Annotated in this window: 19 protein-coding genes; 10 read left to right on the top strand and 9 right to left on the bottom strand. The window is 66.1% G+C overall.

What is annotated here, in order from left to right; translation table 11 throughout:
* Positions 1 to 209 precede the first annotated feature (209 nt).
* Positions 210 to 3,341 (top strand): TonB-dependent receptor, encoded by a 3,132-nt coding sequence (locus AX676_RS09980; protein WP_082730973.1) that lies wholly within the window; start codon positions 210 to 212, stop codon positions 3,339 to 3,341.
* A 79-nt stretch (positions 3,342 to 3,420) separates the two neighbouring features.
* Positions 3,421 to 4,881: a tetratricopeptide repeat-containing sulfotransferase family protein gene (locus AX676_RS09975; RefSeq protein WP_066480268.1), complete on the top strand. Its 1,461-nt coding sequence runs from the start codon at positions 3,421 to 3,423 to the stop codon at positions 4,879 to 4,881.
* 37 nt (positions 4,882 to 4,918) lie between these two features.
* Here AX676_RS09975 and AX676_RS09970 read toward each other — a convergent pair whose 3' ends face one another.
* Entirely contained in the window at positions 4,919 to 5,425 is a 507-nt protein-coding gene (locus AX676_RS09970; RefSeq protein WP_066480267.1) for a hypothetical protein, read from the bottom strand.
* 47 nt (positions 5,426 to 5,472) lie between these two features.
* On the opposite strand from AX676_RS09970, the gene AX676_RS09965 reads away from it, so the two are divergent.
* Positions 5,473 to 8,583 carry a TonB-dependent receptor domain-containing protein gene (locus tag AX676_RS09965; protein ID WP_331709953.1) on the top strand — a complete coding sequence of 1,037 codons (3,111 nt, stop codon included), beginning with the start codon at positions 5,473 to 5,475 and terminating at the stop codon, positions 8,581 to 8,583.
* A 130-nt stretch (positions 8,584 to 8,713) separates the two neighbouring features.
* Positions 8,714 to 9,976, top strand: a complete 1,263-nt coding sequence (locus tag AX676_RS09960; protein ID WP_066480265.1) for an aspartyl/asparaginyl beta-hydroxylase domain-containing protein — start codon at positions 8,714 to 8,716, stop codon at positions 9,974 to 9,976.
* A 78-nt stretch (positions 9,977 to 10,054) separates the two neighbouring features.
* Here the strand turns inward: AX676_RS09960 and clpB are convergent, their stop codons facing one another.
* Positions 10,055 to 12,634, bottom strand: coding sequence for an ATP-dependent chaperone ClpB (clpB, locus tag AX676_RS09955; RefSeq protein WP_066480262.1), 2,580 nt, complete (start codon positions 12,632 to 12,634; stop codon positions 10,055 to 10,057).
* Between the two features lie 148 nt (positions 12,635 to 12,782).
* On the opposite strand from clpB, the gene AX676_RS09950 reads away from it, so the two are divergent.
* Together AX676_RS09950 and AX676_RS09945 are read left to right on the top strand one after the other, a co-directional pair.
* Complete coding sequence (locus AX676_RS09950) at positions 12,783 to 14,912, top strand: acylase (RefSeq protein ID WP_066480260.1); 2,130 nt, start codon at positions 12,783 to 12,785, stop codon at positions 14,910 to 14,912.
* Between the two features lie 120 nt (positions 14,913 to 15,032).
* Positions 15,033 to 17,249: a TonB-dependent receptor gene (locus AX676_RS09945; RefSeq protein WP_066480258.1), complete on the top strand. Its 2,217-nt coding sequence runs from the start codon at positions 15,033 to 15,035 to the stop codon at positions 17,247 to 17,249.
* Between the two features lie 147 nt (positions 17,250 to 17,396).
* On the opposite strand, the gene AX676_RS09940 is transcribed toward AX676_RS09945, so the two are convergent.
* Complete coding sequence (locus AX676_RS09940; protein WP_066480257.1) at positions 17,397 to 18,041, bottom strand: DNA-3-methyladenine glycosylase family protein; 645 nt, start codon at positions 18,039 to 18,041, stop codon at positions 17,397 to 17,399.
* A gap of 66 nt (positions 18,042 to 18,107) precedes the next feature.
* On the opposite strand from AX676_RS09940, the gene AX676_RS09935 reads away from it, so the two are divergent.
* Positions 18,108 to 18,425: a 2Fe-2S iron-sulfur cluster-binding protein gene (locus AX676_RS09935; protein WP_066480256.1), complete on the top strand. Its 318-nt coding sequence runs from the start codon at positions 18,108 to 18,110 to the stop codon at positions 18,423 to 18,425.
* Positions 18,426 to 18,639: 214 nt separating this feature from the next.
* Here AX676_RS09935 and AX676_RS09930 read toward each other — a convergent pair whose 3' ends face one another.
* Both AX676_RS09930 and AX676_RS09925 read right to left on the bottom strand, forming a co-directional pair.
* Positions 18,640 to 19,284, bottom strand: coding sequence for a queuosine precursor transporter (locus AX676_RS09930; protein WP_066480254.1), 645 nt, complete (start codon positions 19,282 to 19,284; stop codon positions 18,640 to 18,642).
* 63 nt (positions 19,285 to 19,347) lie between these two features.
* Positions 19,348 to 19,638, bottom strand: a complete 291-nt coding sequence (locus AX676_RS09925) for a 4a-hydroxytetrahydrobiopterin dehydratase (RefSeq protein ID WP_066480282.1) — start codon at positions 19,636 to 19,638, stop codon at positions 19,348 to 19,350.
* Positions 19,639 to 19,695: 57 nt separating this feature from the next.
* On the opposite strand from AX676_RS09925, the gene AX676_RS09920 reads away from it, so the two are divergent.
* The 3 genes from AX676_RS09920 to AX676_RS09910 are packed head-to-tail and all read left to right on the top strand — an operon-like array spanning position 19,696 to position 21,331.
* Positions 19,696 to 20,106 carry a metallopeptidase family protein gene (locus AX676_RS09920; RefSeq protein WP_066480281.1) on the top strand — a complete coding sequence of 137 codons (411 nt, stop codon included), beginning with the start codon at positions 19,696 to 19,698 and terminating at the stop codon, positions 20,104 to 20,106.
* Entirely contained in the window at positions 20,103 to 20,690 is a 588-nt protein-coding gene (gene ccmA, locus AX676_RS09915; protein WP_066480252.1) for a heme ABC exporter ATP-binding protein CcmA, read from the top strand. The genes AX676_RS09920 and ccmA overlap by 4 nt, the downstream gene beginning before the upstream one ends.
* Positions 20,687 to 21,331 (top strand): heme exporter protein CcmB, encoded by a 645-nt coding sequence (locus AX676_RS09910; protein ID WP_066480251.1) that lies wholly within the window; start codon positions 20,687 to 20,689, stop codon positions 21,329 to 21,331. Before ccmA ends, AX676_RS09910 begins: the two co-directional genes overlap by 4 nt.
* 138 nt (positions 21,332 to 21,469) lie before the next feature.
* Here AX676_RS09910 and AX676_RS09905 read toward each other — a convergent pair whose 3' ends face one another.
* The 4 genes from AX676_RS09905 to AX676_RS18505 form a co-directional block, all read right to left on the bottom strand.
* Positions 21,470 to 22,441 (bottom strand): class I SAM-dependent methyltransferase, encoded by a 972-nt coding sequence (locus tag AX676_RS09905; protein WP_066480249.1) that lies wholly within the window; start codon positions 22,439 to 22,441, stop codon positions 21,470 to 21,472.
* A 7-nt stretch (positions 22,442 to 22,448) separates the two neighbouring features.
* Positions 22,449 to 23,849 carry a threonine synthase gene (gene thrC / locus AX676_RS09900; RefSeq protein WP_066480248.1) on the bottom strand — a complete coding sequence of 467 codons (1,401 nt, stop codon included), beginning with the start codon at positions 23,847 to 23,849 and terminating at the stop codon, positions 22,449 to 22,451.
* Positions 23,850 to 23,894: 45 nt separating this feature from the next.
* Positions 23,895 to 24,365 carry a DUF1203 domain-containing protein gene (locus tag AX676_RS09895; RefSeq protein ID WP_066480247.1) on the bottom strand — a complete coding sequence of 157 codons (471 nt, stop codon included), beginning with the start codon at positions 24,363 to 24,365 and terminating at the stop codon, positions 23,895 to 23,897.
* 29 nt (positions 24,366 to 24,394) lie between these two features.
* The coding region (locus AX676_RS18505; RefSeq protein ID WP_331710227.1) for an SURF1 family cytochrome oxidase biogenesis protein at positions 24,395 to 24,573 on the bottom strand (179 nt) is incomplete at its 5' end.

The following is a 24,573-nucleotide window of genomic DNA, read 5'->3' as shown; positions in this document are numbered from 1 at the left end:
TACACTATGGCGCAATAGAAAGTTGCGGATTAAGAGTATTTGTTGAAACGGCGTGACGATTTTCGTGCCAATTTTACAACAGTATTAAAAAAGCGGGATCCAGGGTGATGGAAGCGCTTTACAGAAAACTGTCACAAAGTGAGGTTGCCCCCCAATAAATAAGGGCATCGGACGATGGGAGCCGGTGCCGAAACCATGGGGACAAGTGAATGCGTAACGTCAATCGAGCTGCGAGTGTCAGGCTTCGCGGTGGTACGGCGCTGAGGGCGCTGGCGCTGCTGGGTGTTTCGGTGGGTGGCCTGGCGGCCAGCGCAATTCCTGCCGCGGCGCAGGATTTCACCAACGTCACGGCGACCGGCCGCGTGACCGACCAGTCGGGCAAGCCGATCCCGGGCGCGACCGTGACGGTCACCTCGGACGCTCAGGGCTTTTCGCGTACGGTGACCACGGATTCGGGCGGCACCTACCGCGTGCCCCAGATTCCGCAGGGCGACTATACGTTCGAAATCAGCGCCGATGGATATTCGCCCTATCGTGAAGAGGGCATCGGCCTGACCCAGTCGACCGCAGGTAACGCATTCCAGCTGGCGGCAGCGGGCACCGAGACGGCGAGCCCGTCGAGCGGCGAGATCATCGTCACCGGCCGCCGCGTCCAGGTGTCCGATTTCGACCGCACCACGACCGGCGCCGTGATCCAGGTCGGCGAGCTGGCGACGCGCGTTCCCGTCGCGCGTGACCTCACTTCGATCATCCTGCTCGCGCCGGGCACCAGCCAGGGCGACAGCGCGTTCGGCAACCTGGCGTCGGTTTCGGGCTCGTCGGTTTCGGAAAATGCGTTCTTCGTCAATGGCCTGAACATCACCGAATTCCGCGAGGGCCTGGGTTCGGTCGGCGTTCCGTTCGATTTCTACAACACCGTCGAAGTCAAGAACGGCGGCATTCCCGCTGAATTCGGTCGTTTCACCGGTGGCTTCATCAACGCGGTCACCAAGTCGGGCGGCAACGAGTTTCATGGCGGCGTCCTGTTCAACTGGCAGCCTGAGGGCCTGTATTCGGAATCGCCCGATACCGTCATCGCGCTGAACTCGACCGACAAGCGCGAGCTCAGGACCGCGACGTTCCAGCTTTCGGGCCCGATCATCAAGGACCGCCTGTTCTTCTACGCATTGTACCAGACCAACGACCGGCAGCAGTCGGACGATGTCCTGGGCGTGAACACGGCGGGCCCGGATCCGTTCTCGACCGGCATCCGTCGCGAGATTTTCAAGACGCGCTCGCCCTTCTGGGGCGGCAAGCTCGACGCGATCATCACCGACGGCCACCGCCTGGAATTCACCTATTTCGATTCGACGCAGGTCCAGACGGTCGACAGCTACGCCCTGTCCTATGACAGCCGTAACGGCGGCGAGCCCGTGCTCGGTCGGTATCAGAATACCACGCGTAACGTGCTCGGCGGTGAGAACTATGTTGGCCGCTATACCGGCCAGTTCACCGACTGGCTGACGATCTCTGGCGCGTACGGCAAGAACAAGAATGCGGAAATCGCCGGTTCGGCCGACGACGACTATCCGACGATCATCGATACTTCGGGCGCCTTCAACCCCGTGCTCGCCGGCAACCCGTTGAACGTGATCAATGACAATTCGGATGAGCGCGAATTCTATCGCGGTGACATCGACCTGTTCTTCACGCTGTTCGGCCAGCATCACATCAAGGGCGGGTACGACAAGGAAAAGCTGACGACCAATGCGGTCAGCCGCTACACCGGCGGCGTCGCGTGGACGTACAACTTCTCGGGCGTGAACGGCGACGTCTATGCGCCGCCGAACACGCTGTACGTCGCCGGCCGTACCTTCGTGAACGGCGGGACGTTCACGTCGAACAACGAAGCGTTTTACATCCAGGATTCGTGGTCGCTGTTCAACAACCGCCTGACGCTCAACCTGGGCGTCCGCAACGACCGGTTCTCGAACGACAACGTGAACGGCGAAACCTATTACGAATCGGGTAACGCCTGGGCGCCGCGCCTGAGTGCCGCGTTCGACGCGTTCGGTGACGGGCGCACGAAGGTCGTCGGCTCGTTCGGTCGCTACTATCTGCCGATCGTCGCCAACACGAACATCCGTCTCGCCGGCGCCGAGCTCGATTATACCCGCTACTTCCGGGTTGCGGGCGTGAACCCGGACAACACGCCGATCCTTGGTGCGCCGCTGCTCGGCTTTGCCGATGCGACGAACTGCCCCGACACCGGCGTGGCGAACTGCGACATCGTGTCGGACGGTGTCGCGACGCCGACCGAGGCGACCGTGGCGAAGAACCTGAAGCCCCAGTCGGTCGACGAATACATCCTGAGCGTCGAGCAGAAGATCGGCGAACGCTGGACGGTTGGCCTGATCGGTCAGTACCGCAGCCTCAACGAATCGCTCGAAGACGTGGCAATCGACGCAGCGGTGCTCGCATATTGCGACCGCGAAGGCATTTCGGGTTGCGACGACATCTTCACTGGCTTCCACCAGTATGTGCTCGTCAATCCCGGCGCGCCGGCGCGGATCACGCTGTCCGACCCGATCGGTGGCGAAAGCACGCTGCGTACGGTCGACTTCAGTGCCGCCGACCTCGGCTATCCGCGGGCCGAGCGCACGTACAAGGCGGTCATCCTCACGGTCGATCGCGAGTTCGACGGCAAATGGAGCTTCAGCGGCTCGTACACGTGGTCGAAATCGGAAGGTAACATCGAAGGCGGCGTCCGGTCGGATAATGGCCAGACCGACTCCGGTCTGACCACCGCGTTCGACCAGCCCGGCCTCGTCAACGGTGCGTTCGGCTATCTGCCGACCGACCGGCGCCATCGCATCAAGGTGTTCGGCTCTTACGCCCCGTTCGAATGGCTGACGCTGGGCCTTCAGGTCCAGGCCGAATCGCCCCGTCGTTTCGGGTGTATCGGGCGCGTGCCGCGGTCGATCGACGCCTTTGCCGGCGCCTATGGCGCGGCCGGCTTCTACTGCAATGTCGACGCGCAGGGGAATGTGATCACGAACCCGCTGTTCCCCGGCTTTTCGGACGGGGCGACAAGCACGTCGTTGTCGCTGACGCCGCGCGGCAGCCAGCTCAAGTCCGACTGGCTGACCTTCACCAACGTGTCGGCGATCTTCAAGCTGCCGACCGACGCGTTCAGCGCCGCGCTGCGGTTTGACGTGTTCAACCTGTTCAACGAAAACGCAGCGACCGACCTTCGTGAAGTGGGCACGCTGAACAACGGCCGCCCGCGCAACGACTATGGCCGTCCGCTGACGTATCAGCAGCCCCGCTTCGTGCGGATGCAGCTGTCGTTCGACTTCTAAGGTCGGGCAGGCGACAAGATGGGGAGGCTGGGAAACCAGCCTCCCTTTTTTGTTACCATCTTGATAGGCCGGACCGACCATGCCGACGCCAGCCGAATTCGTCGCCGCACTGCGCGAGGGCGATCCGATCCGCGCACTGTCGATCGTAAGATCCTTTCTCGCCAACCGGACTCCGCTTGGCGAACAGTGGCGGCCGATCGCGAAATTCTGCGCCGATGCGGGGGAATGGCAACTGGCGCTTGCGGCCGTTGACCAATGGGTCTCGCTTCGCCCGTCGGAAGCCGCGCGGCGGCTCTATCGCGCCGAACTTCTCGCCCGCGCCGGCCGGATCGAAGCCGCCGCCGAGTCCCTCGCGCCCCTGCTCGCGCATTCGCCCGAACCTGCCTTGCTGCACTTCCTCGGCACATTGGCGATGCAGATGGGAGAGGCGGCGCGCGCGACCGAACTGCTACGCGCGGCGGCGGATCGCTTTCCGGGGTCGGGAACGACCTGGCTCACGCTCGCCAATGTCGGGCGGATGCGTGCGGACGATCCCTATGCCGATGCACTTCTGGCGGCCGAACGCCACTTGGCCGGGGCACCGCCAGGCGAACGCACCGCCTATCTTTATGCGCGCGGCAAGACGCTTGACGATCTTGGCGATCACGATCGTGCCTTCGGTGCCTATCGCGAAGGGGCTGCGCTCGCACGCGCGGAACGTCGCTATGACCGCGCCGCCGACCTTGCAGCCGCGCGGGCCATCATCGCCAATTTCGATCAGCGGTGGATCAGGGATGCGGTGCGTCACGGTGCGCCCGCCTCACGCGCGATCTTCGTCACGGGCCTGCCGCGATCGGGCACCACGCTCGTCGAGCAGATCCTGAACAGCCACAGCCAGGTCGTCGGCGGCGACGAAGTGAACCTGGTCACGACCGCGATGCTTCCGTTCGGCGGCGTAGCCCCCGAACGCCTGTCGGCGCGGCTCCGCTCACATGGTCGCGACGCCTGGTCGGGTTTTGTCGAGCGTTATCATCACCTGATCGCCGAGCGGTTCGGCGCGGCCGGGCGCATCGTGGACAAGAGCCTGAACGTCAGCCGCACCGCCATGCTGATCCGTGTCGCGTTTCCCGATGCGCCGCTGATCTGGATGCAGCGCGACCGGCTGGATACCGCATGGTCAAGCTTCCGCACCCACTTCGCCCAGGGTGTCGGCTGGAGTTTCGACATTGAGGACATGGCGGCGCATTATGCGATTGAGGACATGCTGTTCGCGCACATCCGCGCGCTTTACGGCGACCGGATGATGGCGGCCGACTATGAAACGCTGGTCGCCGATGGTGATGCCGCCATTCCCGCGATCATTGATCATTGCGGTCTGGCGCCCGAGCCGGGGGTTCGTACGTTTCACGAGTCCAAGCGCGCGGTCACGACCTCGAGCGTGATGCAGGTCCGCCGGCCCCTGAACCGTGACGCAATTGGCGCATCGGCACGCTATCCCCAATTCGCTGATGCGTTCGCGGCCGCCTATGCGCGCGAACGCGCTGCGCTGGGGCTGGTGTAGCTCGCCGGCCTTGACCGAGACTATTCGTCCCCGCCGCCTATTCGACACGTCGCGCGCGAAACGTCCGTCCGCTTGAGAAGCGCACCAGATAGCTGCCCAGCGCGGCGCGGCGGATCGTTGCCTCCGACCCGACCTTGGGCGGAAATGGCACCATTTCGGTGGTTTCCCACACTGCGCCTTCCTCCACCACGAAGCGCAGCAAGCCGCCGCGCAGCACGCCTACGGACTTGAGCGGACCGGTCAGCTTGGCGACACCCTCGGCATCGCGCTCGTCGGGTTGCTGGCTGAACAGGCCGATCCGCGGCAGCGAAAAGCCGAACAGCGACCGCTTGGTGCGACGAATTTCCTGCCGATCCGTCACGATCACGTCCTTGCGCTCGACCGATGTGACGAGCGCCGCCGCCGCAGCGTCGAAGCAGCGCAGCCGTTCCGCATCGACCGCAATCGCCTGGCATCGTCGCAAGGACGCCACCGCGCCCGACGCGCTCGGCTCGTCTGCCGCTGCCTGCATCAATATCAACGGAACCAGCAATTCGAACGTCATGGGCTCGGCCTCTCCTGTGTTTTATCACTGTAAAACGGGTCGCGCGGGTGTGGCAACTGCACGCGGCGGCTGTGTCAAATTTGCGACAGATTAGCGGAGATTTTGGGTTCGTGCGGGATGGCCGTTGTCTGCGCAATCATGCTTCGCGTATTGGCGACACCATTGCGGCTTCATTACGGAGCCGCTGGTGCGCGCCGGCAGCCCCGGCGCGGTCAAGGGGAACAAAAATGTCTCTCAATATTCGTAAGCATCTGCTTGCTTCGACCGTGCTTATCGGCCTGACTGCGCTGGCGCCGGTCGCCCATGCGCAGGATGCGACGCCCGCGACGGAAGAAGAATCGCCCGAGTCGGGCGACATCATCGTCACCGGGTCGCTGATCCGCAATCCCAATCTCGAGGCATCGAGCCCGATCAACGTCGTGAGCGAGACCGAGCTTCAGCTGCGCTCGATCACCAGCTCCGAACAAGTGCTTCGGGAGCTTCCGGGCGTCGTTCCTGGAGTTGGTTCGCAAACGAACAACGGCAATGGTGGCTTCGCAACCGTCAACCTTCGCGGTTTGGGCGCACAGCGCAACCTGGTGCTGCTCGACGGCGACCGCCTCGTCACCGCGAACCAACTCGGCACCGTCGACCCGAACAACATTCCGGTCGCGCTGGTGCAGCGCGCCGAAGTGCTGACGGGCGGCGCGTCGACCACCTACGGCGCAGACGCGGTTTCGGGCGTCGTGAACTTCATCACGCGCAAGGATTTCGCCGGCGTGCTCGCGCAGGCCACGAACCAGATCACCGAACAGGGTGACGGCAATATCTTCACTGCCGACCTGACGATCGGCGCGAATTTCGACGATGGCCGCGGCAATGCGGTGCTGAGCCTGGGCTATCAGGAAGCAGACCCGATCTATCAGGGCGCGCGCGACATCTCGATCTTTGAGATCAACGGCTTGAGCGGGCGCGGTGCCGGTTCATCGGCGACGTCGGTTCCGACGACGGTGACGATTGGCGGTGTCCGCAGCCAGCTCAACCCCGCCGGCACGCTGCTGGTACCGGAATATGCCGGGTTCAATTTCAACCCGTTCAACATTTTCCAGACGCCTTTCAAGCGGTTCAATATCTATGCGGCCGCCAATTATGAAGTTTCCGACACGATCGAGCTCTACACGCGCGCCGCGTTCTCGAAGAACGAGGTCGCGACGATCATCGCGCCGTCGGGTATCTTCGGCGAGGCGCTAACGATCCCGGGCAACAATCCCTACCTGCCGGCTGGCGTGCGCGATCAGCTCTGCACCTCCGCGGGTATTGCCCTTGGCACTGCTTGTAACACCAACGCGGCGATCCCGCTGTCTGCGGTGTTCCGTCGCACGGTCGAGCTCGGGCCGCGCATTTCGGACTATACCACGACCTTCTTTGACTATCGCGCCGGTGCTCGAATCAACATCTCCGACACCACGCGCTTGGATGTCTCGGCATCGTACGGCGAGAGTGATCTTGTTCAGATTCAGTCGGGCTATGTGCTGCGCTCGCGTGTGCAGCAGGCGCTGAACGCGAACAACACCACGACCTGCACCAACACTGCCAATGGCTGTGTGCCGCTGAACCTGTTTGGTGCGCAGGGCAGCATTCTGCCCGAGCAGGCTGCGTTCATCGCGGGTGAGAGCACGATCACGATCAAGAACCAGCTGTCGCAGGTCCGCGCGATCCTGACCGGCGATGTCGGCAGCATTTTCTCGTCGGGAGCGGAACCCGTTTCCTACGCAATTGGCGCAGAGTATCGCGATTACGGCTATGAACGCCTTCCCGACGTCCTGGCGGCAATCCCGGGCGAGCTCGGTGGCGCGGGCGGCGCGGTGCCGCGCTTCGCTGGCAGCTATGACGTCAAGGAAGTGTTCGGCGAAGTTATTGCGCCGATCATCGCTGATACGCCATTCTTCCACTCGCTGACGCTTGAGGCTGGCATCCGCTATTCGTCCTACAATGTGGAAGCGGCGAGCAGCCCCAGCTTCGATTCCGTCACCTGGAAGGCAGGCCTGAGCTGGGAGCCCGTTCAGGACATTAAGCTGCGCGGCAATTATCAGCGGGCGGTTCGCGCGCCGAACATCAATGAGCTGTTCTCGCCGCGAAACATCCTGCTGACCAACCTGGCGATTGATCCGTGTCAGGGCACGCGACCGGTCGGCAACGCCGGCCTCACGGCGGTCTGTCTCGCACAGGGCGCCCCGGCTGCTACGATCGGCCGAATTCCTGCGCCGCCCGCCGGGCAAGCCCAGTCGCAGCAGGGTGGCGATGTCAACATCCAGCCGGAAACCGCCGACACGTTTACCATCGGCGCGGTCATCAGCCCCGGCGCTCTGTTCGAAGGGTTCACGCTGTCGATCGATTACTACAATATCATCGTGAACGATGCGATCACGGCCCCCACGCCCGCCGATGCCATCAACGCATGTTTCGGGGCCACGCCCGCAACCGTGTCGGCGGCTGCCGCTCAGACGGCGGCGTGCACCAACATCCGCCGCAGCCCGGCGGACGGGAGCCTTTCGGGCTCGCCGACCAACACGTTCGGTCTGCCGCTGCTGCTGTCGAACACGGGACGCTTGGCCACCGACGGCATCGACCTGACGGCCAACTACACTCGGACCTTTGGCGATATCGGCCTCAACCTCACCTTCATCGGCAACTGGACCAATAATCTGCGCTTCCGCAGCTTGCCGACGTCGGTGAACCGCCAGTGCGTTGGCTTTTTCAGCGTGAACTGCAGCCCGGACAACGGTCAGATCGCACCGGAGTTCTCGTTCCAGCAGCGCACCACGGTGTCGTTCGGACCGGCTGATGTGTCGCTGCTGTGGCGTTATATTCACCCGGTCGAGTACGAGCCGGGTCTGACGCCGCTGTTCAGCGGCACGATCACGGGTACCACGCCGCTCGTCGGCACCACGGAGAACTTCAACACGATCGGAGCGTATCACTATTTCGATCTGTCGACCCGCTTCCGTATGAACGAGAATTTCGAGTTGATCGGTACGGTAACCAACCTGTTCGATCGTGATCCGCCGCTGACCGGCAGCAATGTCGGCTCCACCGGCGCAAATAGCGGCAACACCTTCCCGGCGACGTATGACGTCATCGGTCGCCGCTTCAGCATCACGGGTCGCCTGACCTTCTAATTACAGGTGACTTCGACCAAAATGGGGGAGCGGCCAATGGCCGCTCCCCTTTTTGTTGGCGGGCGAGACCTTACCCGGCATGGCCGCCGCAACGGTTGCCGCACCGCAAAGCCTGTGATCTAGACACGCAATGACCACCCTTGATCCCCGTTTGACGGCTGCCCTGAACGCCGCCGCGAATGCTCGCCAGGCCGGGAACGCGGCCGAGGAACTGCGCCAGCTCGATGCCGCGCTCGCCATTGCCCCCGATGACCCGAGAGCAGCGAATGCGCGCGGGATGCGGGCGCTTGCCGATGGCGACGCCGAACTGGCGCGCCGGTGCTTTGCCACCGCCACCGCCGCCGATCCGGGCGAACCCGCGCTGTGGATGAACCTGGCCACGGCCAATCGCCAGATCGGCGATGACGACGGTGAGGCTGCGGCGCTGGACCGCGCGCTGTCGATCGACCGGCTTCATTTCATGGCGACGTTGCGCATGGCCGAATTGAACGAGCGGCGCGGGCGGCTGGCCGATGCGGCGCAGGGCTGGAGCGGCGTGGTCCAGATGGCGCTCGCGCTCCCCGAACGCCCGCCGCGGGTTGCGGATGCGCTCGCCCGCGGCCAGGCCTTCCTGGCGGCGCACAATGCCCAGCTCGCCGATCGCCTGGACGCGGAGCTAAGCGCCGAGCTGGCAGCAATGGGGCAAGCGGCCCGCCGATTCAATGCGTGTATCGACCATGTGCTTGGCCGCCGCGCGATCTATACCAACCAGTGCCACGGCATCCATTATCCCTTCCTGCCTGCCGATGAGTTTTTCGATCGCGCCATGTTTCCGTGGCTGGACCAAATCGAGGCGCGCACCGATGCGATCCGGGCCGAGGCGCTGGCGCTGCTGAGCGAGGGCGGCGCGGATATCCGGCCCTATGTCCGGCAGGATGCCGGGACGCCGGAGAACAAATGGTCGGCGCTCGACCATTCGCTCGACTGGAGCGCGTGCTTCCTTTGGGAATATGGCGTCCGCAACGAGGCGGTCTGCGCGCGCTGTCCTGAAACCGCAGCCGCGCTCGACGCGCTGCCGCGCAACCACATCCCGGGCAAGGCGCCATCGGCATTCTTCTCGATCCTCGCGCCCGGCGCGCATATCCCCGCACACACCGGCGTGACCAACACGCGTGCGATCATCCATCTGCCGCTCGTCGTGCCCGCCGGATGCCGTTTCCGGGTCGGCGGCGAAACGCGCGAATGGCGTGAGGGCGAGGCGTTCGCATTCGACGACACGATCGAGCATGAAGCCTGGAATGACAGCGCCGAACGCCGGATCGTCCTGATCTTCGACGTCTGGAACCCGCACCTGACGCCGCAGGAGCAAGCGCTCCTCCAGCGCTTCTATGCGATCTCCGACGCCCGGGGCTAGCAAGGGCTGCGATCAACTTGCCCCGCCCCAGCCCCTCCCCTTCAGGGGACGGGTGAACCAGGCCGATCGAAAACCTCTCTAAGCCACCCGAAGCGTCAGCGCGCCGTCGCCATCTTCGATCGTCACCGTTGACCCGTCCCTGACCTGCCCACGCAGGATCAGGTCGGCGAGCGGGTCCTGCAGGTAACGCTGCACCGCCCGCTTCAACGGCCGCGCGCCATAGACCGGGTCATAGCCGACCCGCCCAAGCCACGCGCGCGCGCCATCGGTCAGGTCGAGCGTCACCTTGCGGTCGGCGAGCAGCCGCTGGACCCGCCCGACCTGAATGTCGACGATCGGCGCCATATGCTCCTCACCCAACCGGTGGAACAGGATGATCTCGTCCAGCCGGTTGAGGAATTCGGGGCGGAAATGCCCGCGAACGATTTCCATCACCTGCGGCTCGACATCGCTGACCGACTGGCCGTCGGCCAGGTTGGTCAGGAGCTGGCTGCCCAGGTTCGAGGTCAGGATGACGATGGTGTTGCTGAAATCGACCGTGCGCCCCTGGCCATCGGTCAGCCGCCCGTCGTCGAGCAGCTGCAGCAGCACGTTGAACACGTCGCCATGCGCCTTCTCGACCTCGTCGAACAGGATGACCTGATAGGGCCGGCGGCGGACCGCTTCGGTCAGCACGCCGCCTTCCTCATAGCCGACATAGCCCGGCGGCGCGCCGATCAGGCGGGCGACCGAGTGCTTTTCCATGAACTCGCTCATGTCGATGCGGACCATCGCATTGGCATCGTCGAACAGGAATTCGGCGAGCGCCTTGGTCAGCTCGGTCTTCCCGACGCCGGTGGGGCCCAGGAACAGGAACGAGCCGAGCGGGCGATTGGGATCCTGTAGCCCGGCGCGACTGCGGCGCACGGCAGTGGCGACCGCGCGCACGGCATCGGCCTGACCGATCACGCGCTTGGCCAGTTGCGCCTCCATGTGGATCAGCTTCTCGCGCTCGCCCTCCAGCATCTTGTCCATCGGAATGCCGGTCCAGCGGCTGACGATCGCGGCGATGTCGTCGGCGGTCACTTCCTCGCGCAGCATCGCGCCGGCGGTCGCGCCCTGCGCCTCCTCCAGCTGGCGGGTCAGCTGGGGGATGACGCCGTAGCTCAGCTCGCCCGCGCGCGCGAGGTCGCCCTGGCGCTGCGCCTGATCGAGTTCGACGCGCGCGGCGTCGAGCTGTTCCTTGAGCCGGGCTTCGGACTGGATCTTGTCCTTTTCGGCGTGCCACCGCTGGGTCAGCCCGGCGGACTGCTCTTCCAGGTTGGCAAGCTCGCCCTCCAGCGTCGCCAGCCGGTCGCGCGACGCCGCGTCGGTTTCGCGCTTCAGCGCCTCGCGCTCGATCTTGAGCTGGATGATGCGCCGGTCGAGCGCCTCGATCTCCTCGGGCTTCGATTCCACCTCCATGCGGATGCGGCTCGCGGCTTCGTCCATCAGGTCGATCGCCTTGTCGGGCAGGAAGCGGTCGGTGATGTAGCGGTTGGACAGCGTCGCCGCCGCGACCAACGCCGCATCGGTGATCCGCACCCCGTGGTGCAGCTCGTATTTTTCCTTCAGGCCGCGCAGGATCGACACCGTGTCCTCGACGGTCGGCTCGCCGACGAATACCGGCTGGAAGCGGCGCTGGAGGGCGGCGTCCTTCTCGACATATTTGCGATATTCATCTAGCGTGGTCGCGCCGATGCAGTGCAGCTCGCCGCGCGCCAATGCGGGCTTGAGCAGATTGCCCGCATCCATCGCACCTTCGGATTTGCCCGCGCCGATCAGCGTGTGCATCTCGTCGATGAATAGGATGATGTCGCCTTCGCCGGCCTTGACTTCGTCGAGCACGCCCTTCAGCCGCTCCTCGAACTCGCCGCGATATTTGGCCCCGGCGATCAGCGAGCCCATGTCGAGCGCCATCAGCGAGCGGTCCTTCAGGCCATCGGGCACGTCGCCATTGACGATGCGCAGCGCCAGCCCCTCGGCGATCGCGGTCTTGCCGACGCCGGGCTCGCCGATCAGGACGGGATTGTTCTTGGTCCGGCGCGCCAGGATCTGGATGGTGCGGCGGATTTCCTCGTCACGGCCGATGACGGGATCGAGCTTGCCGTCGCGTGCGGCTTGCGTGAGGTCGCGCGCGAATTTCTTGAGCGCGTCATAGCGGTCCTCGGCCGATGCGGTGTCGGCGGTGCGGCCCCCACGCAGGCTGTTGATCGCCGTATTGAGCGCGTCGGCCTTCACGCCTGCGGTCGCCAGCGCCTTGCCGGCAGCGGTGGCTGGCGAGAGCACCAGCGCGAGCAGCATCCGTTCGACGGTGACGAAGCTGTCGCCCGCCTTGGCCGCGACCTGCTCGGCTTGGTCGAGCACGCGGACCAGGTCGTTATCGACGCCCGGCGTCGTCTGTGCGCCGGAGCCGGACACGGCGGGAATCTTGGCCAGCGCCGCATCGGTTTCGGTCAACGCGCGCGCCGGATCGCCGCCGGCTGCGCGGATCAGGCCGGACGCCATGCCTTCCGTATCCTCGAGCAGCGCCTTCAGCAGATGTTCGGGCGAAATCCGCTGATGGCTCATTCGGATCGCGACGGTCTGCGCCGATTGCAAAAAACCTTTGGCGCGGTCGGTGAATTTTTCGAGGTTCATGGCCCTGGTTTCCGTTCCTGAGACACCACAGGTAATGTTGTAATTTTACCACACAAGGGGCGCGTGGCTGGACGTGACCCCGTTGTCCGGCTTTGTATAGGCGCGCAAAGGGTGTGACCAACAGATTGCGGTCACTGGGGAGGCGCAAATGCGGTGGATCAGGCGGGCCGTACTGGCATTCGTGGTGCTCGCCGTCGTGGCGGCGATTGGCCTCGCGGTATGGGAGCCGCTGACGGCAAGTCAGCGCGTCGCACCGGTCTCGCGCCGCTACGACGTGAAGATCGCGCGCGATCGCTATGGCGTGCCGCACATCTTCGGCGCGACCGACGCCGATGTCGCGCACGGTATCGGCTATGCCCATGCCGAGGATGATTTCGATACGTTGCAGCAGGTGCTGGCGATGACGCGCGGGCGTCTGGGTGCGATCACCGGGCAGGACGGGGCGAAGACCGATTATGTCCTCCACCTGCTGGGCGCGCGCAGCACCGTCGCGCGTGACTATGACGCGCAGCCCGCCGACGTCCGCGCGCTGCTCGACGGCTATGCGGCGGGTTTGAACCTCTATGCCGCGCGTCATCCGGGCGAAGTGAGGCTGCGCGGGCTCTTCCCTGTCGACGGCGCGGACGTCGCGACGGGCTTCGTGCTGCGATCGCCTTTTTTCTTCGGGCTCGATTCGGTGCTGGGCGCGCTGGTGGGGGGCGAGCCGCTGCCGCGCGAACATGCGCTGCCGGAGGCCCCTGAAGTCACGCCTGCGGGGCCTGCCGAGATCGAGAAAGGCTCCAACGCCTTTGCCGTCGCCCCCAGGCGGTCGGCGGACGGGTTCACCCGGTTGATCTCGAACTCGCACCAGCCGTGGCGCGGCGCGGTCGCCTGGTATGAGCTGCGCGTCCATTCGCGCCAGGGCTGGCACTTTGCCGGCGCGACCTTTCCCGGTGCGCCCTATCCGCTGCTGGGCCACAACCGGACGCTGGGCTGGACCAACACGGTCAACCGCCCCGACCTGATCGATATCTACAAGCTGGTGCTGGACGACAGCGGCAATCGCTATCGCTTTGATGGGCAGTGGCGACCGCTGGAGCGCAAGCGGGTGTGGCTGCGCGTCAAGATCGGGCCGTTCGTGCTGCCGGTGCCGCGTTTGGTCGAGCGCTCGATCCATGGCCCGGTGTTGCGCAACAAGGATGGCGCATTCGCGATCCGCTATGCCGGGGCCGACCAGCTGCGGATGGTCGAGCAATATTATCGCCTCAACAAGGCGCGCGACTTTGCCGAGTGGCAGCGGGTGATGGCGATGCAGGCGGTGCCGGCGACCAATTTCGTCTATGCCGACCGTGCGGGCAATGTCGCGCTGTTCTACAACGCTGCCTTTCCCAACCGAAAGCCCGGTTTCGATTATCGCGGCGTGCTGCCCGGCGACACGTCGCGCGCGCTGGCGGGCGGGACGGTCGCGTGGACGGCGGTACCGCGCAACGTCAACCCGGCGTCGGGCTTCATCATCAATGCCAATCACACGCCCTTCATCGCCGCCGGCCCGGGATCGGAACTCGATCGCGCCGCCTATCCCGACCTGTTGGGCATCGAGGCCGACGTGACCAACCGCGGCACGCGCTCGATCGAACTGCTGGCGGCCGACGCGTCGATCACCCGTGCCGAGCTGGAGGCGATCAAATACGATACGCGCGTCAGCCGGGCGAGCTGGCTGGGGCCGTGGTTCGAACGCGTGATGGCGGTCGATCCGGGCGCTGACCCGCTGATCGCCCGCGCGCGCGCAATCCTGCGGCAATGGGACTGGAATTTCGACGGGGTCGGCGCGGCGGACGCGCTGGCGGTGCTGATCGCGCGCGAGGGCAATCGCTGGCACTATCCGCGCAAGCCGCCCGCCGATGCGCGCCAGGTGTTGCGTGACGCGGCGGTGCACCTCGACACGCATTTCGGCCGGCTCGATCCGCCGCTGGGCGAAGTGCTCCGGCTACGCCAGGGAAATGTCGACCTGCCGCTCGACGGCGGGCCCGACGTGCTGCGCGCGATGGCGCTGTGGGACGTCGCCGATGATGGCCGGCTGGCGGTGCGCCACGGCGACAGCTTCCTGATGTTCACCGAATGGGCGCCAGACGGCAAAGTCAGGTCGGAGTCGATCCAGCCTTTCGGGGCCGCGACCACCCGGCCCGCTTCTCCACATTATGTCGACCAGGCACCGCTGTTCGTGAGCCGCAAGACCAAGCCGGTTTGGTTCGATCCGGCTGAACTCAAGCCCAACATCGTGCGCATCTATCGCCCCTGAGACAGCCGCCCCTGCGGCAAAGATGCAACGTGTGGCGAACTTGGCCAGGATCGTGCCCATTGCCTCTTGTGATGATGTAACATTGCAATTAGACGGCGCGCCAGTCTTCAGGAGTTGTGCATGATCCGTCCCCTTGCCTTGCTCGCTACCACCATGTTCGTCGCGCCCGCCGCGCTCGCGGAGACGCGCGCTGATCCGGTGCCGCCCACACCGGTCGCGGCAACCGCCGATGACGGCGCGTCGCAGTCGTCCAGCGCCCCCGCGGATTCGGTGCATGGCGAACGCGCCACCGACATCATCATCACCGCGCCGTTCGTGCGCGAGCTCGATGTGCTGGCCAACAAGTCGGTGCTGACCGGCGACCGTCTGGTGCAGGACATCCGTCCGACGATCGGCGAGACGTTGACCCGTTTGCCCGGGGTGTCGGCGACGTCATTCGCCCCTGGCGCATCGCGGCCCGTATTGCGCGGTTTCCAGGGGGAACGCGTGCGCGTACTGACCGACGGGCTCGGCTCGCTCGACGTTTCGAACACGTCGACCGATCATGGCGTCACCATCGATCCGCTGACCGCCGAGCGGATCGAGGTGCTGCGGGGTCCCGCCGTGCTGCTGTTCGGCAGCCAGGCGATCGGCGGCGCGGTCAACGTGATCGACCGCCGCATCCCCCGCGCGGTGCCAGTTAAGGGCTTTCACGTCGATGCGCTCGGGACCTACGGCTCGGCGGCGGAAGAACGCAGCATCGGCGGTGCGTTTGATGTGGCCGTGACCCCTAATATCGTCGTTCATGCCGATGGCAGCTATCGCCGCTCGAATGACCTGGAAGTGGGTGGCTTCGTGCTCTCGCCGCAACTGCGCGCCGAGCAGCTTGATCTGGCGGCCGAAGAGCGCGCGGAGGGCGAGCTCGATGCCGCCGACGAGGCCACCGAACTTGCCGGCCTGCGTGGCGCGATTCCGAACAGCGCGACCGAAACCTACACGCTGGGCGGCGGCATCGCACTGATCAACGACCGTGGCAGCCTGGGCTTTTCCGCGGGCTATTACGACACCAACTACGGCGTTCCCGCACGCCCGGGCGCGGAGCACGCCCATGAAGGTGAAGCGGGCGACGAGGGCGAAGGCGGGGAGGAAGAGGGCCCCGTCACCATCGACCTCAAGCAGTTCCGCGCGGACATGCGTGGCGAAATCTTGGTCGAGAACGGCTTTATCGATCGCATCCGCGCCCGGGTCGGCTATGCCGATTACGAACATACCGAGTTTGAGGGCCGCGAAGTCGGGACGCGCTTCTTCACCGACGCATTCGAGGGCCGGGTTGAACTGGTCCAGTCGGACGGTGGCGATTGGCGCGGCGTGACCGGGATCCAAGGGTTCACCCGCGATTTCGTCGCGATTGGCGCCGAAGCCTTTGTGCCGCCGAACCAGACTGACCAGTTCGGTCTTTTCACCGTGCAGGAGTTCGATTTCGGTGACGTGGGCGTGGAGATCGCCGGCCGATACGAGCGTACCGACGTCCGCTCGAACAGCGTCCGGGTCGGTCTGGAAGAGGACGCGCCGCTGGTTTCCGTCGATCGCGGTTTCGATACCTTTTCGGCCGCCCTCGGTCTGACCTATCAGGCAAGCGACACCATCCGATTTGGCTTGACCGGCTCGCGCGCCGAGCGCGCGCCGTCGGCGGAGGAACTCTTCTCCAACGGTCCGCACGTCGCGACCCAGGCATTCGAGGTCGGCAATCCCGGTTTTGACACCGAAAAGAGTTGGGGGATCGAAGCCTTTGCCAGTGGCCAGCTCGGTCCGTTGAACTTCAAGCTGAACGGCTATGCTACCTGGTTCGACGATTTCATCTTCGAGTTCGACACCGGCCTGGAGCAGGACGAACTACCGCTGTTCCAATATGCCCAGTCGGACGCGCGCTACGTCGGTTTCGAAGCAGAGGTGAATGCCACCCTGCTCGATCGCGGCGGGTTCAGCCTGAAGGGCGACCTGATCGGCGATTATGTCAATGCCCGCCTGACCGATGGCGGCGGCCCGGTGCCGCGCATCCCGCCGCTGCGCGTGCGTGGCGGGCTCGAGGGGGCGGCGGGTTCCTTCGGTGGCCGCATCGAGGTCGAGCATGTGTTCGAGCAGGATCGCGTCGCCACCTTCGAAAACCCGACCGATGACTTCACCCTGGTCAACGCGTCGCTGTCCTGGCACCCGTTCGGCGATGCGAGCGAGACCACGCTCATCGTGTCCGCGAACAACATCTTCGACGTCGATGCGCGCCGCCACGCGTCGTTCACCAAGGACTTCGTGCCGCTGCCTGGCCGCGACATCCGCGTGGCGGCCCGGTTCAGCTTCTGAGCGGCGCGCGGGCGGCAATCTGCCGATCCGCCACCGCGCAGTCGGCCATTCATCCATCATCTCGTCGTCACCGCGGCGCGAGGCCGGGGTGACGGGATGTGAGAATGGAAGCGCGCGCGTGGAAATCCAATGCAGCCCCGCGCCCGCTCACACCGGCGCGGCCGCGGTCTTCCCTGCGCTCAGCCGCTCGCCATAATGGTGCCAGGTCATGATGGCGGCGGCCCCCCGATGCGGTCGCCAGGCTTCGGCGAGTTCGCGCGTGAGCCTTTCCGTGGGTCGTTCGTCCAGGCCCAATATGTGCCCCATCTCGATCTGCACCGCCAGGTCGCCAGCGGGCCAGATGTCCGGCCGCCCTTCGGCGAACAGCAGATAGATTTCCGCCGACCAGCGCCCGATGCCCTTGATCGCGACCAGCGCGGCGATCGCGTCCTCGTCATCGGCAGGCAGGCGGTTGAAGTCGAGCGTGCCCGACGTGACCATGCCCGCCAGGCTGCGCGCATAGCCCATCTTCTGGCGCGACAGGCCCGCGCCGCGCAGCGCCTCGTCCGACGCGGCGGTCAGCCGCGCGGGATCGGTGGCATCGCCCAGCGCCGCGTCGAGCTTGAGCCACACTGCGTCCGCCGCGCGGGTGCTGACCTGCTGGCCGATGATCGTCCGCAACAGCGTCGCATAACCGCGCGGGCGCAGGCGCGGCGGCGGATAGCCGACCCGCCCGATCGCTTCGCCCATGCGCGGTTCGAGCGCCGATATCGTGTCGAGCGCGTGACGAATCTGCTCGGCGCTCAGCCCCATGTCGGCAATCCTTGAAAAGCCGGCGCGGCGGCGGCATGGCAAGCGCGAAACGGAAGAGGATCGATCATGCCCAACCTTATCGTGGTTACCCGTGACGGAACAGAGCGCGTCGTCGCCGGCGAGGCCGGCCTGAGCGTCATGGAAGTGATCCGCGACAACGGGTTCGACGAATTGCTGGCGCTTTGCGGCGGCAGCTGTTCGTGCGCCACCTGCCACGTCCATGTCGATCCGGAATTTGCGGCCAAACTGCCGAAGATGAGCCCGGATGAAGACGATTTGCTCGACAGCTCGTCGGACCGCGACGAAACCTCGCGCCTGTCGTGTCAAATCCAGTTCACCAGCGCGCTCGACGGCCTGCGCGTGCGGATCGCGGCGGAGGATTGAGCCCGGGCGCGGACGACGCCGCGGCAGCAAAGGCATGTCGTCACCCCGGCCTCGTGCCGGGGTCCAACGCCAAGCACGCGTAACCGCTCGACCCATCGCGCGATACCTTGCCGACCGCACCGGCTCGACTTTGAATGACCGGCCCCGTGAATATTGCTCGGTGGACCCCGGCACGAGGCCGGGGTGACGGCAAGAAATCTGGTTTTGGCGTAATCTACGCCGGCTCGGCCCGATCCAGTCGGCGGGCAACCGCGACGAAGCCGGTAATCAGGAACGGCACCAGCACGATCGACAGCACCACCTTGGTCAGCATCTGGCCGGCCATCAGTTCCAGGATCGGTCGTTCGCCGTAGAAGGAAATGGTGATGAACAGGATCGTGTCGACGACCTGCGACACGATGCTGGCAATCATGCCGCGCAGCCACAGCATCTTGCCGGTGCCGCCGATCAGGCGGTTGAAGACATAGACGTTGAGCGTCTGTGACGTGCCATAGGAAATGAAGCCCGCCAGCATCAGTCGCACGCTCTGTCCGACCACGATCGGAAAGGCGGTGATCGCGGGGGCGTACATTGCCGGATCGTTCGGCAGGTGGATGACGACCTGGATCAGCAGTGCGGAGACGAGCAGCGGCACGAAGCCCAACCGGACCAGCATCGTTGCGGTCTTCTGGCCGTGCAGCTCGGCGACCGCGCTCGACATCACCACCAGCAGCAGGAACGGGAAGATCCCGGCCTCCACGACCAGCGGCCCCAGCATCACCTGTTTCACCCCGAGCACGCCGGCGATGCAGACCATGCCGCCGTAAAGGATCGAAATGATGAAGAGCGAGCGCGGGATCGCGGGCGGGGGCGTGGTCATTGCCCATGACGCTAGCCGGAATTTCCGGGCGGCGAAACAATCTTTCCGGCGTCGGTGCCGGTGTCAGTCGACCAGTGCGTCGATCGCCTGGGCGAGCTCGATGTCGCGCGGCGACAGCCCGCCCGCGTCGTGCGTGGTCAGCGCAATCTCGACCCGGTTCCAGACGTTCGACCATTCAGGATGATGATCGGCTTTTTCGGCGAGCAGCGCGACCTGCGTCATGAACGCGAAGGCTTCGGAAAAATTGTCGAAGGTGAACTGGCGGACGATCGCGGCGCGGGCATCGTCATAATCCCAGTCGGGCAGGCCATCGAGCGCCTCGGCCCGTTCGGTTTCGCTTAGCTGCTCGATCATCGGCGCGTCCTCTGCCCTGCTTGCGGCGTCCACCCGACGACGCCTATGACCGTCGCGATGACCGAGCAAGCGCCTTTGATGCTGGCCCCCGATGCCGAGCGGATCGAGGCGATGGCGCGCGCCGTGCTTGCGACGATCCCCGAGCCGTTCGCCGCCCACCTCAGCGACGTCGTGCTGCTGGTCGAGGAGTTTGCCGACGACGCGACGCTCGACGCGATGGGGATCGAGGATCCGTTCGAACTGACCGGGCTCTATCATGGCCGGCCGGTGGGCGAAAAATCTGCCTTCGATGGGGTGACGCTGCCCGACCGCATCCACCTTTATCGTCGGCCGCTGCTCGACGAATGGGTCGACACCGGCGTCGCGCTCGACGCGCTGATTCGCCATGTCGTCATTCACGAGGTCGGGCATCATTTCGGGCTGTCCGACGACGACATGCATGCGCTGGAGGACGCCGCCGGTCCGTGAACGCCGCGTCGCTCACCCTGGACGACGTGGCGTGCGCGCGCGGCGGGCGGGTACTGTTCGCCGGGCTCAGCTGTGCCTTCGGCCCCGGCGATGCCGGCGTCGTCACCGGCCCCAACGGCATCGGCAAGTCGAGCCTGATCGCGATGATCGCCGGGCTGCTGCCCCCCTTTGCCGGCCGGATCGCGCATGGCGGCGTGCGGGCGCTGCTGAGTGAAGCCGCAGCGCTCGACCCGGAGCTGCCGCTCGCGCGCGCACTCGGCTTCTGGGCGGCAATCGACGGGCGAGGGGATGCGGTGGCCGATGCGCTCGCGGCGGTCGATCTCGCCCCGCTCGCTGACGTGCCAGTGCGCTTCCTGTCGACCGGCCAGCGCCGCCGCGCCGCGATGGCACGCGTGATCGCGAGCGGCGCGGCGATCTGGCTGCTCGACGAACCCGCCAATGGTCTCGACACCGCATCGGTCGCGCGACTGGCGGCAGTGATCGAGGCGCACCGCGCCGCGGGCGGCATCGCCCTGGTCGCCACCCATTTCGACCTTGGCCTGACCGGGACGATCCCGGTCACGCTGGCGGCACCCGACGCATGAGCGCGTTCGTCGCCATCGCGGCGCGCGAGTTGCGCCGGGCGTGGACCAGCGGCGGGCTGGTGCTGCCGGTCGCCTTCTTCCTGCTCGCGACCATCCTGTTCCCCTTCGCGATCGGGCCGGACGCGCGGCTGCTGGCACGGATTTCGGGCGGCGTGGTGTGGGCAGCCGCGCTGCTTGCCGCGTTGATGCCGGTCGAGCGACTGGTCGCGCCCGACCTGGAGTCGGGGGTGATCGATCAGTTTACGGTGCGCGGGTTGTCGCCGTCGCTGGTCGCGCTGGCCAAGACGCTCGGGCACTGGCTGGGCTTTGCGCCGCCCTTGCTGGCGGCGACGCTGATTGCCGCGGGGCTGCTCAACATGCCCGCCGATGTGCTGGCGAGGGTCATGCTCGGGCTGTTGATTGGTACGCCGGGGCTGGCGGCGCTGGGGGTGGCGACGGCGGCGCTGGTGGCAGGGTTGCGCGGTGGCGGCGGCGTAGCGGGCCTCGTCATGCTGCCGCTGGCGGTGCCGCTCCTGATCTTCGGCGCGGGGGCGGTCGATGGCGGCGCGGCGTCGCTCAAGCTGCTCGGCGCGGTCAGCCTGGCGCTGACGGGCGGCGCGCCGTTCCTGGCGGGCGCGGCGATCCGGATGGGGCGAGGGTAAGTCTGCATGGTCCACCCATTCACGTCTATCCGTTCGTTTCGAGCGTAGTCGAGAAACGTCAAATGTCGCGCTGCGCTTCTCGACTTCGCTCGAAGCGAACGGACAGGATTGAGCGGGAACGTCCTTGCTGCCGCCCGCTCACCCCCGCGACCAACGCGCGAAAATGGCAGTCGGCAGCACCAGTCCGCGTGCTTCCTCGCGCACGCCCAGCTCGCCGGCTTCGACCGTACCGCCCAGATGCGCGGTCGCCTGCGCGAGCAGCTCGCCGATCGCCAGCGCCGACATGCGCACCGCATAGACGGTCAGGAAGATGAAGCGCGACTCCGCATCGACCAGCCTGGCGACGTCGCCGATCATGCCGGCCAGGTGCTCCTCCAGCTTCCACACCTCGCCATTGGGCCCGCGGCCCCATTTGGGCGGGTCGAGGATGATGCCGTCATAACGGCGTCCGCGCCGCACCTCGCGCGCGGTGAACTTGCCCGCATCCTCGACCAGCCAGCGGATCGGCTTGTCCGCCAGGCCCGACAGCGCCGCATTGCCGCGGGCTGCATCGACCGATTTCTTCGACGCATCGACATGCACCATCCGCGCGCCTGCGGCGGACAGGGCGAGCGTGCCGACGCCGGTATAGCCGAACAGGTTCAGGCATTCTGGTTGCTGCGCAAGCGCGGTGCCGGCCCGCTCCCCCACCCGGCCACCCACTTGAGTATCCTGATGGGTGGCCGGGTGGGGGAGCGGGCCGGCGCCGTTCGCCAAAAGCTGCCCCCGCATCCACGTCCACACCGGCGCCATGTCGGGAAAGAAGCCGAGATGTCGGAACGGCGTCGGCTGCGCGTTGAAGCGCACGTCTTCCCAGCCCAGCGTCCACCCGTCGCGCGGCACCGGGCGGTCGAATTGCCAGCGCCCGCCGCCATCCTCGTCCGCGCCGGGCAGGAACTCGGCGTCCGCCGACCATTCGGCCGATGCCGGCGCCCACATCGCCTGCGGTTCGGGGCGAATGAAGCGATGCGGGCCATAGCGTTCCAGCTTGCGGCCATGCCCGCTGTCGACCAGGCCATAGTCCGCCCAGGGTTCGCCGATCATCGTGACCAGCGGGGGCAGGCCGCTCATGCCGCGCTCACCGCGCCGCGACCGCGCGTTCCGCGATATAGGCGGTCACCGCGTCGAACGTCGCGGGCAGCGTGTCGTACCGCTCCTCGCGCTCGAACAGGTCGCCGACCCGTGCCGGCAAGGTGGGGCGAACGCCACAGGCGCGCTCGACCGCGTCGCGGAACTTGGCCGGGTGCGCGGTCGCCAGCGTGACGACGGGCACCTCCGCGGGCAGGTCGGCGGCGCGCGCCGCTGCCAGACCGATCGCGGTGTGCGGATCAAGCACTTCGCCGCTTTCCGACGCGGTGCGGCGGATCGTCTCGGCGATCCCCGCGCCATCGATGCGCGCGCTGGTGAACAGCGCCGCCGCGGCCTCGCGCTGCGCGTTGGTCAGTTGCATCGCGCGTGAAGTCTCGAATCCACGCATCTGCGACGCCATCGCCGCGCCGTCGCCACCATTCAGGTCGAACAGCAGGCGTTCGAAGTTCGAGCTCACCTGGATGTCCATCGACGGCGCGACGGTGGGGGTGACCGTGCCGGCCGAATAGTCGCCGCTGGTCAGCGCGCGGTGCAGGATGTCGTTGACGTTGGTCGCGACGATCAGCTTCGCGACGGGCAGCCCCATCTGCGCGGCGACATAGCCCGCGAACACATCGCCGAAATTGCCGGTCGGCACGGCGAAGGCAACGGCACGTTCGGGCGCGCCCAGCCGGACGGCGGCATGGAAATAATAGACCACCTGCGCCATCAGCCGCGCCCAGTTGATCGAATTGACCGCCGACAGCGTGAAGCGCGCGGCGAAACCGGGGGCGTTGAACATCGCCTTCACCAGTGCCTGCGCGTCGTCGAAACTGCCCTCGATCGCGATATTGTAGACGTTGGGCGCGCGGACCGTCGTCATCTGGCGGCGCTGGACATCGGATACCCGGCCCTTGGGATGGAGCATGAAGATGTCGACATGCTCGCGCCCGGCCAGTGCGTCGATCGCCGCCGACCCGGTGTCGCCGCTGGTCGCGCCGATCACCGTCAGATGCTGGTCGCTGCCGGTCAGGAAATGCTCGAACAACAGGCCCAGAAACTGGAGCGCCACATCCTTGAAGGCGAGTGTCGGGCCGTGGAACAGTTCGAGCAGCCAGTGCCGCGCATCGAGCTGGACCAGCGGGGTGACCGCGGCATGCGAGAAGCGCGCATAGGCCTGATCGCACAGCCCGCGCAGCGCGGCATCTTCGAGCGATCCCGCCACGAACGGGCGCATCACCCGGAATGCGGTTTCCGCATAACTCAGGCCGCGCAGCGCCGCGATCTCGTCATGGCTCAGGCTGGGCCAGGCCTCCGGGACATAGAGCCCGCCGTCAGTCGCCAGCCCGGCCAGCGTCGCGCCTCGAAAATCCAGGATGGGGGCTGCCCCGCGCGTGCTGCGATACTTCATCGCCGCGCGGCTTAGCGGGCAGGGCGCGGCCCGGCAAGCATCGGGTCAGGCCGCGCGCACCGCCCGCGCCGCATAACATCCAGGTCCGGCATAATGGAGATGAAGCTCGTCGACCGCATCCGTCGCCAGCATCGCGTCGATCGCCGGGGCGATGTCGGCACCCGGCACGACCGTCGCGTCGACCATCATGCCCTCGCAGTCAAAGGCGCGCAGCGACATCATCCGGTGCGCGAACAGGGCGGGGACCTCGTCCACCGCGGGCGTCGCGCGCACCGCGCCGGCACGGACATAGACAGCGTGGCTGGCGTGGAAGGGCGTGGCGGCGGGCTGATGGGTAAAGTGGGTCAGGATCAGCGTTTGTCCGACCGCCGCATCGACCAGGCTGACGCGGCAGGGAAAGCCGGGGTCTGACGTGGCAACGACGCGCCGCGCGTTGCGCTTTGTCAGCTCGGTGTCCGACAAGTGGTGGAGCGCGGCGAAAGGCGCGGGATCGAGCGCGATAATCCGGAACGGCATGACGGGTCTCCATCGGGAACCCGGATTGGTTAGGGGGCCGGGGGTGCCCCGGCATCCCGCGGCTTGTCATCAAAACGCTGTCCCCGCCGACGCAGCGCCAGGACGTAGATGGCGCCGGCGATCGCTGCGAACAGGAACCACTGTACGGCATAGGCGAGGTGGTTGTTGGGCACCGCCGACGGATCGGGGCGGCGGCTGGGGGCAAAGC

The sequence above is a fragment of the Sphingomonas sp. CCH21-G11 genome (assembly GCF_001555965.1).
Taxonomy (GTDB): Bacteria; Pseudomonadota; Alphaproteobacteria; order Sphingomonadales; family Sphingomonadaceae; genus Sphingomonas.
Note: the sequence above shows the minus strand (reverse complement) of the source record. Positions and strands in the feature narration are given on the sequence as shown.